17 protein-coding genes are annotated in these 14,135 nt (G+C 45.5%); 13 read left to right on the top strand and 4 right to left on the bottom strand.

The window, feature by feature from the left end; genetic code table 11:
- The first annotated feature begins 1 nt into the window (after window position 1).
- The 4 genes from Mpt1_RS04315 (at window position 2) to Mpt1_RS04300 (ending at window position 3,979) form a co-directional block, all read left to right on the top strand.
- Window positions 2-1,150 (top strand): coenzyme F420-0:L-glutamate ligase, encoded by a 1,149-nt coding sequence (locus tag Mpt1_RS04315; RefSeq protein ID WP_048112504.1) that lies wholly within the window; start codon window positions 2-4, stop codon window positions 1,148-1,150.
- 156 nt (window positions 1,151-1,306) lie between these two features.
- Window positions 1,307-2,572, top strand: coding sequence for an ATP-binding protein (locus Mpt1_RS04310; RefSeq protein WP_048113823.1), 1,266 nt, complete (start codon window positions 1,307-1,309; stop codon window positions 2,570-2,572).
- 260 nt (window positions 2,573-2,832) lie between these two features.
- Window positions 2,833-3,495: a hypothetical protein gene (locus tag Mpt1_RS04305; RefSeq protein ID WP_148305832.1), complete on the top strand. Its 663-nt coding sequence runs from the start codon at window positions 2,833-2,835 to the stop codon at window positions 3,493-3,495.
- Window positions 3,496-3,622: 127 nt separating this feature from the next.
- Window positions 3,623-3,979 (top strand): hypothetical protein, encoded by a 357-nt coding sequence (locus tag Mpt1_RS04300; RefSeq protein ID WP_048112499.1) that lies wholly within the window; start codon window positions 3,623-3,625, stop codon window positions 3,977-3,979.
- A gap of 52 nt (window positions 3,980-4,031) precedes the next feature.
- Here Mpt1_RS04300 and Mpt1_RS04295 read toward each other — a convergent pair whose 3' ends face one another.
- From Mpt1_RS04295 to Mpt1_RS07700, 4 genes are all read right to left on the bottom strand, one after another.
- The gene (locus Mpt1_RS04295; RefSeq protein ID WP_048112497.1) at window positions 4,032-4,601 is read right to left on the bottom strand and encodes a YdeI/OmpD-associated family protein; all 570 of its coding nucleotides are present in this window, start codon (window positions 4,599-4,601) and stop codon (window positions 4,032-4,034) included.
- 33 nt (window positions 4,602-4,634) lie between these two features.
- Complete coding sequence (locus Mpt1_RS04290; protein WP_048112495.1) at window positions 4,635-5,834, bottom strand: ATP-binding protein; 1,200 nt, start codon at window positions 5,832-5,834, stop codon at window positions 4,635-4,637.
- Window positions 5,835-6,324: 490 nt separating this feature from the next.
- Window positions 6,325-7,074, bottom strand: a complete 750-nt coding sequence (locus Mpt1_RS04285; protein WP_048112494.1) for an HFX_2341 family transcriptional regulator domain-containing protein — start codon at window positions 7,072-7,074, stop codon at window positions 6,325-6,327.
- On the bottom strand, window positions 7,046-7,213 hold the full coding sequence (locus tag Mpt1_RS07700; protein ID WP_158386753.1) for a hypothetical protein: 168 nt from the start codon (window positions 7,211-7,213) through the stop codon (window positions 7,046-7,048). The genes Mpt1_RS04285 and Mpt1_RS07700 overlap by 29 nt, the downstream gene beginning before the upstream one ends.
- 132 nt (window positions 7,214-7,345) lie before the next feature.
- On the opposite strand from Mpt1_RS07700, the gene Mpt1_RS07295 reads away from it, so the two are divergent.
- From Mpt1_RS07295 to Mpt1_RS04245, 9 genes are all read left to right on the top strand, one after another.
- On the top strand, window positions 7,346-9,061 hold the full coding sequence (locus Mpt1_RS07295; protein ID WP_158386751.1) for a tetratricopeptide repeat protein: 1,716 nt from the start codon (window positions 7,346-7,348) through the stop codon (window positions 9,059-9,061).
- Window positions 9,062-10,150, top strand: a complete 1,089-nt coding sequence (locus tag Mpt1_RS04275; protein WP_048112492.1) for a DUF932 domain-containing protein — start codon at window positions 9,062-9,064, stop codon at window positions 10,148-10,150.
- Window positions 10,151-10,199: 49 nt separating this feature from the next.
- Window positions 10,200-10,604 carry a hypothetical protein gene (locus Mpt1_RS04270; RefSeq protein ID WP_148305831.1) on the top strand — a complete coding sequence of 135 codons (405 nt, stop codon included), beginning with the start codon at window positions 10,200-10,202 and terminating at the stop codon, window positions 10,602-10,604.
- Complete coding sequence (locus Mpt1_RS04265) at window positions 10,601-11,194, top strand: DUF7128 family protein (RefSeq protein WP_048112488.1); 594 nt, start codon at window positions 10,601-10,603, stop codon at window positions 11,192-11,194. Before Mpt1_RS04270 ends, Mpt1_RS04265 begins: the two co-directional genes overlap by 4 nt.
- The gene (locus Mpt1_RS04260; RefSeq protein WP_052399282.1) at window positions 11,191-11,751 is read left to right on the top strand and encodes a recombinase family protein; all 561 of its coding nucleotides are present in this window, start codon (window positions 11,191-11,193) and stop codon (window positions 11,749-11,751) included. The genes Mpt1_RS04265 and Mpt1_RS04260 overlap by 4 nt, the downstream gene beginning before the upstream one ends.
- Before the next feature lie 313 nt (window positions 11,752-12,064).
- Window positions 12,065-12,538 carry a hypothetical protein gene (locus Mpt1_RS04255; RefSeq protein WP_048112486.1) on the top strand — a complete coding sequence of 158 codons (474 nt, stop codon included), beginning with the start codon at window positions 12,065-12,067 and terminating at the stop codon, window positions 12,536-12,538.
- 116 nt (window positions 12,539-12,654) lie between these two features.
- Complete coding sequence (locus tag Mpt1_RS04250) at window positions 12,655-12,867, top strand: hypothetical protein (protein ID WP_048112484.1); 213 nt, start codon at window positions 12,655-12,657, stop codon at window positions 12,865-12,867.
- 288 nt (window positions 12,868-13,155) lie between these two features.
- Window positions 13,156-13,380: a hypothetical protein gene (locus Mpt1_RS07595; protein ID WP_148305830.1), complete on the top strand. Its 225-nt coding sequence runs from the start codon at window positions 13,156-13,158 to the stop codon at window positions 13,378-13,380.
- A gap of 28 nt (window positions 13,381-13,408) precedes the next feature.
- Window positions 13,409-14,023, top strand: a complete 615-nt coding sequence (locus tag Mpt1_RS04245) for a GIY-YIG nuclease family protein (protein WP_148305829.1) — start codon at window positions 13,409-13,411, stop codon at window positions 14,021-14,023.
- The last annotated feature ends 112 nt before the right edge of the window (window positions 14,024-14,135 follow it).

Genomic DNA, 14,135 nt, shown 5'->3' with positions numbered 1-14,135 from the left:
CATGACAAGAAAAACCGGTACTGTCGTCACAGGAATAAGACTGCCTTTCATTTCACAGGGAGATGACCTTGTAGATCTTGTAGTGTCCAACGTTCTCGGTGTCAGCGAAATAAAAGAGAGCGACGTTGTCGCTGTCACGGAAAGCATTGTGGCGGTATCGCAGGGGAACTTTGCCCCGATCGATCAGATCGCAAAAGACATCGAATCGAAATTCGGCAAAGGCCAGCACATAGGCGTTGTATTCCCAATATTGTCAAGGAACAGGTTCTCCCAACTGCTCAGAGGGATCGCGAAGGGAGCGAAGAAGATAACCGTTCTTTTGAACTATCCTCAGGATGAGGTCGGAAATCCGATAATGGACCTGAAGAGATGGAACCCCTATTCTATCGACAGCGGTCAGTCCGAATATACCGGCAAAGAGTTCAGAAAGAGATACGGCGAGTACGTTCATGAATTCACGGGAATAGATTACATTCAGCTGTATGAGAGCATCAACGATAACATCGAGGTCATTTTGAGCAGGGATCCCGCGATGATATTGAAGCACACCGACAAGGTCGTGGTCGCCGATATACACAACAGGGAAAGGACAAAGGAATATCTGCTGAAGAGCGGCGCGAAGAAGGTCTTGACCCAGGCAGAAATTCTTAACGATCCAAGCAGTCAGCACGGTTACAACGAGAAATACGGCATCTTGGGGTCGAACATGTACGGCCACGACAGGATCAAGCTGTTCCCGAGGGATTGCGACATTTTCGTGCGCAAAGTTCAGGATGAATTCTTTAAGAGAACAAAAGTAAGGCCGCATGTCATGGTCTATGCGGACGGTGCTTTCAAAGATCCGCAGTGCGGGATATGGGAGTTGGCAGACCCTGTCGTATCTCCAGGATATACAAAAGGATTGGAAGGCTCGCCGAACGAGGTCAAGCTAAAGAACATCGTTGCGGACGAAAAAGACAAAAAAGATAAAAGGGCTGCGCTTGTGAGGGCCGAGGAGCATAAGGACAGAGGCACCATTGCTTTAGGGACCACGCCGAGGCAGTACACCGACCTGTTGGGAAGCCTGTCCGATCTGGTAAGCGGAAGCGGCGACAAAGGAACGCCGGTCATCCTGATACAGGGATACTTCGATAACCTGCTGACGGAATAAACGGCGTGCGGCACAATGTGTCTTCAAGATGCTACAAAGTCTCCAATGAAACAGCCACAAAGTCTCCAATGAAACAGCCACAAAGTCTCCAATGAAACAGCCACAAAGTCTCCATTTGGCCTATAACTTAAATACACAGTCTGCATTTTGAAAAATGTGAAACAATACATACCCAGGCTGTTGGAGGCAACCATAGAGGAAAAACTTGATGCAAAAGGATGCATTGTTATTGAAGGACCTAAATGGAGTGGCAAATCGACAACAGCAAAACGCTTCGCAAAGACAGTAGTGGAACTTCAAAAAAAGAAAGTGCTCAAAGATTACCAAATGTTCGTTGACATGGATGATGAAAACCTCTTTGCCGGTGAAAGACCCATAATGTTCGACGAATGGCAAAAGATCCCCGAACTATGGGATTATATACGGGCAGAGGTCGACGATACTGGGGCGCGCGGGCAGTTCATTCTTACGGGGTCTGCTAAGCCGATAGAAGATAAAGAACGCCACAGCGGGGTCGGCAGGATAGCAAAGATAAAAATGCGGACAATGAGTCTTTGGGAATCGCGGGATTCCACGGGCAGCGTTTCGCTTGCCGAACTTTTCGAGGGAGTAAATAAGATTAGCGGCAGGAACGAACACACTCTGAACAGGTTAGCGTTCCTGGTCTGCCGCGGCGGATGGCCCGATATAATGTATGACAAAGAAAAGGCTGCGTTGCAAGCATCCTTTGATTACTTAGATGTGTTGCTTAACGAAGATATCACGAAAGTGGACAATATTGTACGCGATCCGAAAAGAGCAAAAACGATATTGAAAGCATACGCACGCAATATATCCACTCCGGCGAGAATGACCACCATCCACGGAGATGTGGAACCGAACGATGCGGTGCTTGATCCTAAGACATTGGACTCGTATATTACGGCGTTTGAGAAACTATTCGTTATAGATGAGATCGAGGCATGGAGTCCGAGTCTGCGTTCTCGTACAGTTATCAGGACCACAAACATAAGGCAGTTAGCGGACCCATCCATCGTTACTGCGGTTCTAGAGATATCGCCGAGCGATCTCATCAGCGATATCAGGACTTTCGGACTGATCTTCGAGACGATGGCGATCAGAGACCTAAGAACATACGCGGAATGTTTGGGTGGGAAAGTATACCAATATCATGATGCGAATGGATTGGAGGCGGATGCCATAATCCATCTGAATAACGGTAAGTGGGGCGCAGCGGAAATAAAACTCGGCGGAGACGATAACATAGAAGAAGCGGCAAAGAATCTGCTCAAACTGAAAGAGAAAGTAAACACGGACAAGATGAAAGAACCAGCATTTCTGATGATCGTGACAGGGACGCAGAACGCCTACAAAAGACCAGATGGAGTGTTTGTAGTGCCGATAGGTTGTCTGAAAAATTGATTTTTTCAGATCTTAATAATGCTTATCAAAACAACCGTAACTCTGTATCACAATTCTTCAAATGGGTGGCAGAAAGTACGATAAACAATTAAGAAATATCATTGTCTGGCTATATGCGGAGGTCAAACTTCGATCTCATTTAACCAGCACCCGCACACAGCTTTATAGCTCTGATGTGATATGGAACCGAAAGGACGGACAACATCCGTGTCCGGACCGTATCAGAAAACAGAAGCGGAGCAACCATGGGAGATATTTATGTGAGGTCCTCTTGCATCGGCAGGATCGACACAGACGGCACAGTTTATGAGAAGAGAACATCATGGGACGAGAACCGCATTGGCCGGGTCGACACAGACGGCACAGTTTATGAGGGAGGATCATTATGGGACGAGAACTGCGTCGGCAGGGTCGATAATGAAGGAATTGTTTACGAGAGGGACTCGTCATGGAATGAGTTATGTGTCGGCCGTGTCTATGCGAACGGCACCGTTTACGGCGGATCCCACGGCTGCGGCCGTGCCGGCAGCGTCAGCGGCAACGAGATCTTCGCGGGCGGCGCAGCATTGCTTCTGTTGTTCCAGAAGTTCGAGGGTATGCAGTCGGGGATCATATATGAAGGGCCGTCTTTGGATCCGGTAGGCAGGGTCGATGTGGGCGGTGTCATCTACGACTGGTCCTCTCAGTGCTCGGTCGGCATGGTCAACCTGGTGGCAGGTATTGTTTACGAAGGATCTTCCGAGAATCCTATAGGCGGGGTAGACAGAGAGGGTAACATCTACAGGGGAACATCAGGGATACCGATCGGCAGAGTGGACAAAGAGGGCAACATCTACGAAGGGGTTTCCGGGATACCGATCGGCAGGGTCGGCGGCGGCAACATAGCGGCCGGCGGCGCCGCATTGCTTTTACTGTTGCGGTAGGAAATGAAAACCATACGCCAATGTGTGCGTTCAGGTCAGAATATCTGTCTCAGATTGCCGGTATTGATAGGTTCGATGCAAAGTTTATATCCGCCCAACATTGTTCAATATCGGGGTACGGAATACCATGAGGAAACTGATATTCAAAAGAAAGAAGACATTCACAGCCTCGGCAGCAAAAGTAAGAGTGTTCATCCAAGACAGCCAGGGAGAACTCGAACTCGGAGGGATCAAATGCAAAGAGATCGGTACACTGAAGAACGGCGAGACCCGGGAGTACAACATACCCAGCGAACGCGTCTATGCGTTCATAGTATTCAGCAAGTTCGACCCTGTAAAGTATCATGCATACTACGAGATCACGGCGGGCAACGAGACCGTTGAGCTGTTCACCGGCCCGACACTCAATCCGGTGAAGGGCAACCCTTTTTCTATATTCGATAAAAAGGACATGGTCGAGCTCAGCAAGGAAAAAGGATGGTAAGAAAAAAACACATCGTTGTGGGTGGCCGAAACAGATATAGTAATTTTTCGGATCAATAGTACTTGTCTATACCGCCGTAACCGATAATCATTTTACCGTCATGCGTTTTTCTAAGAAAGTTGTTCAGACGCTTTGTGAACTCGTCGGGTCTATCACGGGCGGCGTCGATAAAAGCGATCCGTATCCTTTTGTACGGATCGGAGAACTTTTGGAAGTTTGTCCACGCGGTCCCGTCCTTTTTGATGACATCGATAATATCGTCCGGGTAAACGAACTGTTCATCCAGAATATAGGATACATTATCCATGACGGCGGGGTGGATCAGTCCGTTTTCTGCAAGCCAACGGAGCCGCTCTTTGTTGGGCTGTGAGTATGTGCTCTTCGGATTACGTGGAGTGAACCTTTGTATCTTGTGTGTCTCATCAAACGACCTTACGGTGCTGTCGATCCAGCCGAAGCATAAAGCCTCCTCAACGGCGTCGTTGTATGAGATCGGTATTTCACCGGACGCCTTTAACGGGAAAACAAACCAGACCTCGGTTCTCTTGTCAAAGTTCTCCTGCAGCCACTTCCGCCATTCCGCTCTTGTTTCAAAACGATGAGGGACAATGTTGTTTTTCATGTTTCACCTTCATGCTGTAAAAAGTTGCCTTTTTCATTCCTCAAGCAGCCATCTTATGATGTTCCTGTTCTTTACTCCCGAATGATCGCCCGGCATCTCCGGATCCATGGAGATGATCATCTTCGGATAGTTATCTCTGATCTCCAGCAGCGGTCTCAGCTCGCGTTCCGCAACAACTTCGTCCGACATCGTCTTTGTTACCTGGATATACATACGTTCTCCATGCAGATCCGCTATGAAATCCACTTCGAATTCGCCGGCCTTCCCGATCATGACATCATATCCTCTGCGTACCAATTCCAAGAATACAATGTTCTCGATCATCCTCCCGGGACCGTCCTTCCTGCCGCCGATCAGGTTCCTGAACCCCGGATCCACAACATAGTACTTTCCAAGCGTCTTCAGTCTGAGTTTTCCTGTGATATCGTACCTTCTTACTCCGTAAAGCAGGAACGCACGTTCCATCATAAGCAGATAATCATCTATCGTGTGAGGATTGCTCTTCCTGCCGCTGCTGTTCAGATAATCCGAGATGCTCTTTGACGACACGGTGTTGCCCGCGTTCTCGATCAGGAATTCAGCCAGATTCTTCAGCAGAGGAACATCACGTATCTCATTCTTCTCGATGATATCGACATCCATGATGGTGCTGTATATGCCGCTGAGCACATCCTTCTGCAAAGATGGTCGATCGTGGAGCAATGAGACCAACGGAAAACCTCCGGTCTTCATGTATTCTGAAAAAGACCTATTTTCGTCCTTTGATGAAGTGAAGTCCATGTACTCTTTGAATGACAGAGGCAGCATCTTTATCTCGATGAATCGTCCGACGAGTTTTGTGCTCATATTGGGAGATAACATTACCGCGTTCGAACCCGTCACGTAGAAGTCGCCGTCGAGATCCGTGAACATACTTATCAGGGCGCTCTCCCAGTCGGTTATATTTTGAACCTCGTCCAAAAGAATATAGTTCCTGACCCCCTTCTTCATTCTCTTTTCCACAGCATCATACAGCTTCTCCCAATCGGTCACCGTGGATTTCATTTCTTTGGAGTCCATATCGATACGAACGATCCTTTCCTTTTCTATTCCCGATGAAAGGAGATAGGACTCGAAAATATCCAGCAATGTGGATTTTCCGCATCTTCTTACGCCGGAGATCACTTTGATGACCGGAGTGTCGATCGCTTCGATGAGCTTGTCAAGGTACCCGTCTCTGGCTTTGGGGGTCATGGCTATTGGTAATATGAGATGGAGAGTAGATAAAAGTTTTGGAAGTATATTTCAAAAACTTTTGAAAAATAGATTTTTTGGAAGTATATTTCAAAAACTTTTTTTCAATGAAAAACAAAAATAAAGTGGGCCATTGAACCGATAACACCAAATACTACGCAAAAATTATTTAATGTGAGCATCAAAGAAAGTCAACCGATGATGCCTCAAGAGGTTAAGAGATGACAAATACCAATGTAGCAACCCGCCAGTCCGACAAAGTGTTTACAGGCAATGTTGCTGAAGGGCCAATCCTGTCGGAAGTCGATAGGAAGAAATTGGAATTTTCTCTTGAAAAGCATAAAGATGGACTCAAACTGCTAAGTCAGTGAAACTTAGCCGTTTTTCTTATGTGTTCTTTCAACCATTCTGATGCGATTTCTAATGTACCGTATTCCGAACTAATTTTCCTCACAGCGGAGTTAAGTTCCTTGGTGCTTGCATCAATGGCTCACTTGCGGATCTTTGCATTATCCTCTGTATCTTCATCTTCCAAATAGAAGGTATCGATGATCATTTTCCCGTCGTCAGTCAGCATATATTTGTTGCTTCCTTCACGCTTATCGACCCATCCTTCCTCTACCCACTTGTCCAGGAAGTTACGTCTAAATCTCATCACATCGGCCTGATCTCTGTTCTTCTTTTTGTTATCTTCATCATCGGAAAGAAGATCCTTTTTTTTCAGTACATTGATGACCGTGTTTGCGGTGACCGGTTTATCGAAAGTACCGAATTCTCTCAGCCCTTTGACCAGACCTTTATCCGGGACAGATACCTTGAACATAGGGACCTCCCGAGGCTCCCTTGCCATTTTTGTCAGACCGACCGGTCTGCCGTTCTCATAGTACAATGCTTTGACCTGTTGTTCTCCGTAGGTAGAATATCCCCGCGGTTCAGTTCCTACGGTGAAGAGTCTGATCCCCTCGGTCTTTGAAGCCGCCATCATTGTCGCTATCGTTGCGGCCGAGATGTATTCTGCTGTTCCGGAGGATATGTTAACGTAGATCTCAGATTCTTTGTTCAGAGCTTTCTCTTCTTCTATTATGCGCAGAACGGTCATCAGCATCTTTTGAAAATCGCTGGTCCTGTAATCTGCGTGTTCAACGATCTCGACACGTTTGCCGAGCTTTTCTTTAATGGCGGAATATTCCTTTATTTGAGAGACAACTTCTTCAAAAAAATTCCTGATAGATCTTCGCATCAGGATTTTTCTTGTCTGTATAATGGATCAGATGCACCTTCGATGCTTCGTACTCGATGATAGGTCTGATGACCTTCGGAACTTCGAACACTGTGCAGGCGACCACTACTTTCTCTCTTTTTCCGGATGAACTTCCCATGTGATATGTTATGAGATAGGAGATATTTAACTGTAATAACATTTATAACAAAAATAACGTTAATAACGCTTTGTATTTGAAGTACATTCTCGACGATGTGATCTCAAGAACTTAATGAACGGAGATCCAAACATGTCGTGCAAACCTGAAAGGAAGAACGAATACACTTCGGAAGAGGTCGAGAAAGTCAAAGAGCTTGCGGAGAGCGGCGATGCGGACGCCCAGCGTGAACTCGGGTTGATGTATAGCGACGGGGTCGGTGTATCGCAGGATGATGCATTGGCATTAAAGTGGTGGAGACTGGCCGCAGATGAGGGTCATGTTGGAGGGCAGAACGGCTTAGGGTGGGCGTTCCTCAATGGAAAGGGCGTCAAGCAGGATTTTGCAACAGCCGTAAAATGGGTTAAGATGGCGGCGGAACAAGGGTTTGCAAAAGCTCAGATGAATATGGGTCTGTTGTGCATTGGAAAGGGAACATCCAATAATTTTGAGGAGGCGGAGAAATGGTTCGAGCTTGCCTCGGCTCAGGGGTATCCAGGTGCCGATAGGAAGCTCATCGAGGTTCGCAGGAGGAATGAAATGACAGAGAATAATGTGAAATTGGAAGAGTATAGAATAGACGAGTGTGCGGAATGCGGGCGTGTCAGTGGGATCACTAGCAGCAGCAGAGAGACCACATTCCCAAAAGAAGAGATCCCCTTCTGGAATCGAGATCGATACGGAAAGGACACTCTCAATGTTCTGCATAAGCTGTCTGAATGCCCCTTCTGGAATCGAGATCGATACGGAAAGGACACCCCAAATGGAGGTATTGTCAGTATAGTAAAAACTGTTAAATCTTCTTATTGTAGGCACTGCCACCCAGAAGACAAAGAAGCTGCCGAGATTCGCGAACGATCGGAAAAGAAGTGGAACGGCAAGATTTTTTCTACCGAAGACGCAAATGGGACATCTGTATATGTGAAACCGGACAAAGGATTCGCAATTTGCCTCACAGTGAGATCAGACGACGTTTCTATTTCTAATTCCACTGGAATCGGGGGGTCTTCCAAAGGCACCGAGCTGACCCAAGACGAATTCGAAGAGCAGACTGAACGTTTCAGAGAAGAATATGACAAAATTTTCAACGATCTGAAAACATCGAGTGGGAAATATGACTGGAGGTTACTGATCTGTAAAAAGGAAGGAGCGGTAAAGACCAACGTAAACAAAGGAATGCCCAAGGAGGAAGTCGAGACAAGACCTTTTCCATTGTACCATTGTGCATACTGTCACAGCTGGTATTCGACCGAAGAGAATGCAAAGAAGTGTGCATCCTCCTGCAAAGTAAAGTTAGATGCTGAATTGAAAGAAAACAAGGACATGAAAAGAAAGGCACCTCCGGAAGGTGTGATAATAGACAAGCCTTGGACATGCGCATACTGCCGCCGCCCATACAACACAGAAAGGGATGCAAGAGAATGTGCGGCAAGGTGTAAAGAAGCGCTTTCCAAGGATTGGGCCGGTAAGATACTCATGCTGGATTGGAAATCTAAATTTATGGATGAAAATGCCAAATTTAAGGACATCTGGGTCATTGCCGGTGAACAATCAAATTCGTTGCGTTTGGATGCTATGTGGATAAGACTATCTCAATACGATGTCTCAGTATACAGAAAGCGCAGTTTCGATCCATGCGGCAGCGACGGCTTCAAGGAACTGACCGAAGACGAATTTATGGAACAAATCGAACAAGTTTACGGGAAAGGCAGCGAGATGATTGATAATCTAAAGAATTCAAGGGGAGACTTTGATTGGAAAGCATTGATCGCTGAAAGAAAAGAAGAAACGAAAGAGGAGGAAAACTAAATGACAGATCTGGAACAGATATACAGACTCGCCGGAGTAAGGCCTCCGGCAAACGCATACCGGCCCCCGTCTGTGGGAAGGCTTGGTAAGATGAGGACAGCAAGCAACACATTCGTCGGCAACCTGAGGGATGTGACATTCAAGGATCCGACGCAGCTCAGGGCACAGGCCCCTGAGCATGTGAAGTGGGTCAATCCGGTGGTACCGTTCAAAACATCTTCGGGAGATCTCAACTACTCGCCTTCAGAGGACTATAGAGCAATAGTCGGAGAAAGGTCGAACAAGGTCTATTCGATCATGTCTAACAAGTATAATCCCGTTCAGCACTCGAAGATACTCGAAGCGATGGCACAGGCTTCTGAACAAACTGGAATAAACGTATTCGGTTCTGTTTCGGAAGCGGTCGGGACAATGCACGCACACGGATTCTTCATGTCCCCTGAGGTGAAGATCGAAGAATACGCTGACAGAGTGATGCGGGATGACCCCTTCATGCTTGGAGTAAGGATGTACAACAGCCACAATGGGAAGACCGGATTCGGAGCCGAGGTCTTCGGCATAAGGATGGTCTGTTTCAATTATAATGCCTTTGGGTTCAGCCTCGGGAAGATCGGGTGGAAACACAACGTGAAGAAAGACAACATCATCGATGGGTTCGGGAATGTGATGGGCAAAGCACTGGATCAGGTACCGAACCTGGCAGACCATTTGGCCAAGATGAACCTCGAAGCCATTGACATAGATGAAGCGACTGCGCTTCTTTACGGGATATCATTATCTCCGACGCAGGCGGACACAATAGTGGAGAATATTGAGGCTCTGAACCCCGATGTGAAGGACAGGAAGAAGATCAAGGTGTATGACCTTTACAATGCGACCACCGCTTACATATCACACAGACCGGGCAGCGAGAGGCTGGACAGTTCCATCGACATCTCACACAAGATAGAGAGACTGATGCATGAGAGCACGGATATTCTGTATGCCAGGGGCGTCAAGATAATAAATAAGATCGAGGAGCAGAAGAAACTCAAAGATCTCAAGGTGAATAAGAAGAACACCAAGGTCTCGATGCCGGAGGGGTGGTGACCAGTTTTTTGGTATAGCCAGATCAAAAAGGATGAGTGGAGGTTCAGACATGGTTACATTAGTTAATTATTTCGAATGCGAGAAATGCAAAGCAGTATCCTATTCGGAAGCAGATATTGCCAAGCACGAGAAAAACTGCCATAAGTGTGAACTGAAAGATTGGCAGGGCAAGATAATCAAAAGACCATCCTCGGTCGAGGTGGTCGGGGAACCGTATACAGGGAATGGCGTCGACGGATACCGTTCCATTATTGTAGAGAATAGCGATGAGAAAGTCTCGGTTTCATTTCTTGATTGGGGCGATTCTTTCGATCCGCGCTATTGCGGTTCTGGCAAGCTGGAAGAGATCTCAATTGATGAACTGAAAGTTTTCTACGAAGAAGCGAAAGTTTCCTTCGCAAACGCAATCGAACGAGTTATCACATCGCTCTCTCCCATGGAGGAAAAGCAATGACCAGAGAGATGCCGAGATACAAATGCGAACGCTGCGGGCGGATATTCAGGATAAAAAAAGAGGCCGTTGAGCATGAGAAGAAATGTCCGGAGGATAACTGCGATAACCACGCGGAAAGAAAGGGAACAATATATCTGAGGTACGGACGCGCTTATGTTGTCGCAAAAGAGTATGAAATGTTCGGCAAAGGCAAGATACATATGATCACCAAGATCGAACTGCTTCCCGGTGATGTGTGCATCAAATCCTTTAAAACGACGCCTTTGAACATCATAGAAAATCCTGAAATGTCATTCAGCGATTTCACTGGGTTTTGCGAGGAAGCGAAGTTCGATTTCAACAATACGTTAGATAAGGCACTCGAACAGGCAAAGAAATGGATCGAGAATGCATCTAGAGAAAAGAATGACCAGTCTGAAAAAGAAAAGGACAAGCCGGACTGGAGCAAGTTCGATGTGTGCAAAGAACAAGTCTGGAATGAGAATGAGCCCGACAGTCAAACGATGACATGTCCTAAATGCAAGGGGAGAAGCAGGAACTGTTCCTACTGCAAAGGTCTCGGAAAGGTAACGAAAAGAGTTGTGTTATGATAACAAGAGCGGCGCTATATGTCAGAGTCTCCGTTGAAGAAGCGGAGGAAGGGATCTCCACCGAAGCAATGATGAGAGAAATGGAGGAATACTGCTTAACCAAAGAAAACTGGGAACCGGTTCTCCGTTTTACAGACGAAGGATATTCCGGAAGGGACACCGACAGACCTGCATACAAAGCGATGATGTCCTTGATTGATGAATGGGATGTTCTCCTTGTTATGAGGATGGATCGCATTCACAGGAACTACGACAATCACAAAGAAATGATGAAGGTGCTTGAAGAAAAGGGAAAGACGTTAAAGTCATTCGAAGAGGAGTTCGACATGGAGAGTGCGGTGGGAAGGTTTGTAATGGATACGATAGCAAGGTCCGCTCAATTTGAAGCCGAGATAGAAGACGAAATTAAGACGTACATAGACCAGAACGCACTAATGGGAACGGAGGAACATAAAACGCGGATCATAAGAATTGACCTGACAAGAGATGGTGGCGGATCGTTCGTGATGGAACCAGACGAGAACGATGAATACCATAGAGTGATAGATTACCTCTGACAACAGGTCACAATAAATGTATCAGCACCATTTGAAGATAAGGACATGAATAATCGCAAGCACCGTACATTCACAGTAGAGGTGGGTGGAAGGTACGACGAATGGATTCTTGGAGATAACGAGGATGGCATGGGCAGTACAATCTCGGAGTGTGTTTGGCTTATTGGGACAGGTAAAGAGAAAGGAAAGAAACTAAAAAAGAGGCAGTAAATGAAAAAAGCAGAGCAGGAAGGACGGGACACAGTATATTCAAGGTGTCCGACGAGGTTGAATCGTTCCTGACACAGAACAGATGTATTGAAAGGTGAATTAAATGACTGTCCAATCAGATGACTACATGTACCTTGACGGTAAGAAGCACACACTGATCGATGTTGAAAAAGGTAAGCAAATAATCGATTGTGAACCATCTTTGAAACCGAAGATATGGGGATTAACTTCCGATTGCTGGCGTGGCTACACCGCAGATTATTCCGTTGTGGATGGGATCCTATTCGGAAAGCACCGGGAATACCCGGAAGAGATTGAAGAGGACGGATCGCTGAAGTCTCCCGGAATAATGATCCCGTTTACTGGCAGCTGTATCATTGCATGCGGTGGAGACTTCTGGAGTTCGGATTTCTTTGAATCATATCTTCATTTCGATGAAGCGCTTGAACTATACTTCGAACGAGGCGTACTGAAAGAAAAGTTGAGGTTGAACTCAGAGACCCCTCTTAAGTATGAATACGACAGCCGTACGTATAAGTGGCGTTACAGAGGAGACAATGATGAATATGGAGAGTGAAATGAAAAAGAGCGGGAAGAAGATGATGGAGATGAAAGTTAAGGTATGTGGTTCGCAAAGAACCATATTTATTATCAAACGTCGATTAAAAAAAATAGAAACAAGGTGAGGATAACATGGTAGACTATAGGTTTGGAAAAAAAACGGGACCGGGTTTTGAAATATGTGTATTGTTAGACGGACGATGCAGGAATGAGATATGTTTTGGGTCCGGTGATGATGCCGAGTCATATTCAAACTGCACGTTATGCAACGTCCCCATAGTATTCGCTGAAGAGGCCAGAGAATACATTAAGATGAAAAAGGAAGAGGAAAAGACAAAGTCGTGATGAGATGGCGCTTCAAAAGATCACAACCGACCCGGAAAAGTCACATGATATCGATCAAATAATCGATGAACTTTCCTGACTTGAATCTGATATGGCATTTGATGAGATCAAAGATGGATTTGGGATCAATGACGAGGAGTTGGCAGAAGTGATCTTTGGATGGGAAAAATCGTAAAAGATTAACAAAAAGAAGGAAGATGATGAAAATGTACATACTGCAATGTTACGGGTGTAACAAGATATACCAAGCGGAAAACTGGTCGAACAACTGTCCATTCTGTGGTGGCAATGGACGAGAGATTGAAAAGGCCCCATATACACTACAATGTTATGGTTGCAATAGGATTTATCCTGCGGAAAACTGGTCGAACAACTGTCCATTCTGTGGTGGCAATGGACGAGAGATTGAAAAGGCCCCATATACACTACAATGTTATGGTTGCAATAGGATTTATCCTGCGGAAAACTGGTCGAACAACTGTCCATTCTGTGGCGGTAGCGGAAGGGAAATAAACTAAATCAATTGGATTAAAGTGAGAAAATGGGCATAATCTACATTTGCGAATCGACTACGATGGATGGCACAATCTTGAAAGTAGGTACGGCTGACAATGAAAAACTCCTTGAAGAGCGTTTCAGGAAACATCGTGTTGATGGTTACAGGGGACTAATTTTTAACCCATATTTTGCGGTGAGTACGAGTAAATACGAGTCTGTTGAGGAGCTCATGAAAAAGCTTTTTTCAAAAAGTCGTATTGCTGACACGGAATTATACATCTTAGAAAAAGAACTCCTTAAGGACTTTTTCAACTTGTTTGCAGAAAAAGTAGTATATCCAAAGCAATCACAAAGTGCTAAAGAAAAAGAGGAAAAGCAGCAAATTGCGCCGAAGGTTAAACGTTCAGATTTAGGAATAAAATACGGCGACCATTTGGCATTTTCTTTAAACGAAAAACACTCAAAAAATTTCTTTGTGGAAAATATCGATGATGATGTTGTTCGGTATGAAGGCAATGATTATTCATTATCAAGGATTGCAAAAATATTTCTGAAAGAGTGTGATGGCAAAGAGCATGAATATTTAAATGGAAATGACTACTTCATATTCAATGGGGAAAAGTTATCTGACATTGCAAAAGAAAAAGGGCTAAGGTAATCTGAGTAAAAATTTGACTTTGGCACTAGCCAGATGTAGGGTACAATATCAAACCTTAACTTCGCAAATATAGAATGCATTTATTCCCAGCTTTGTTGAGTTAAGGCATGAA

The sequence above is a fragment of the Candidatus Methanoplasma termitum genome (genome assembly GCF_000800805.1).
GTDB lineage: Archaea > Thermoplasmatota > Thermoplasmata > Methanomassiliicoccales > Methanomethylophilaceae > Methanoplasma > Methanoplasma termitum.
The sequence above is the reverse complement of the archived record's forward strand: the minus strand, read 5'-3'. Positions and strand labels throughout refer to the sequence as shown.

Bases quoted from the DNA above. Each gene is read 5' to 3' on its own strand.
- Mpt1_RS04250 (WP_048112484.1), top strand. From the start codon at position 12,655: ATGGTAGACTATAGGTTTGGAAAAAAAACGGGACCGGGTTTTGAAATA.
- Mpt1_RS04265 (WP_048112488.1), top strand. From the start codon at position 10,601: ATGACCAGAGAGATGCCGAGATACAAATGCGAACGCTGCGGGCGGATA.
- Mpt1_RS04300 (WP_048112499.1), top strand. From the start codon at position 3,623: ATGAGGAAACTGATATTCAAAAGAAAGAAGACATTCACAGCCTCGGCA.
- Mpt1_RS04295 (WP_048112497.1), bottom strand. From the start codon at position 4,601: ATGAAAAACAACATTGTCCCTCATCGTTTTGAAACAAGAGCGGAATGG.
- Mpt1_RS04255 (WP_048112486.1), top strand. From the start codon at position 12,065: ATGACTGTCCAATCAGATGACTACATGTACCTTGACGGTAAGAAGCAC.
- Mpt1_RS07295 (WP_158386751.1), top strand. From the start codon at position 7,346: ATGTCGTGCAAACCTGAAAGGAAGAACGAATACACTTCGGAAGAGGTC.
- Mpt1_RS04285 (WP_048112494.1), bottom strand. From the start codon at position 7,074: ATGCGAAGATCTATCAGGAATTTTTTTGAAGAAGTTGTCTCTCAAATA.
- Mpt1_RS04270 (WP_148305831.1), top strand. From the start codon at position 10,200: ATGGTTACATTAGTTAATTATTTCGAATGCGAGAAATGCAAAGCAGTA.
- Mpt1_RS04260 (WP_052399282.1), top strand. From the start codon at position 11,191: ATGATAACAAGAGCGGCGCTATATGTCAGAGTCTCCGTTGAAGAAGCG.
- Mpt1_RS07700 (WP_158386753.1), bottom strand. From the start codon at position 7,213: ATGGGAAGTTCATCCGGAAAAAGAGAGAAAGTAGTGGTCGCCTGCACA.
- Mpt1_RS04245 (WP_148305829.1), top strand. From the start codon at position 13,409: ATGGGCATAATCTACATTTGCGAATCGACTACGATGGATGGCACAATC.
- Mpt1_RS07595 (WP_148305830.1), top strand. From the start codon at position 13,156: ATGGACGAGAGATTGAAAAGGCCCCATATACACTACAATGTTATGGTT.
- Mpt1_RS04275 (WP_048112492.1), top strand. From the start codon at position 9,062: ATGACAGATCTGGAACAGATATACAGACTCGCCGGAGTAAGGCCTCCG.
- Mpt1_RS04290 (WP_048112495.1), bottom strand. From the start codon at position 5,834: ATGACCCCCAAAGCCAGAGACGGGTACCTTGACAAGCTCATCGAAGCG.
- Mpt1_RS04315 (WP_048112504.1), top strand. From the start codon at position 2: ATGACAAGAAAAACCGGTACTGTCGTCACAGGAATAAGACTGCCTTTC.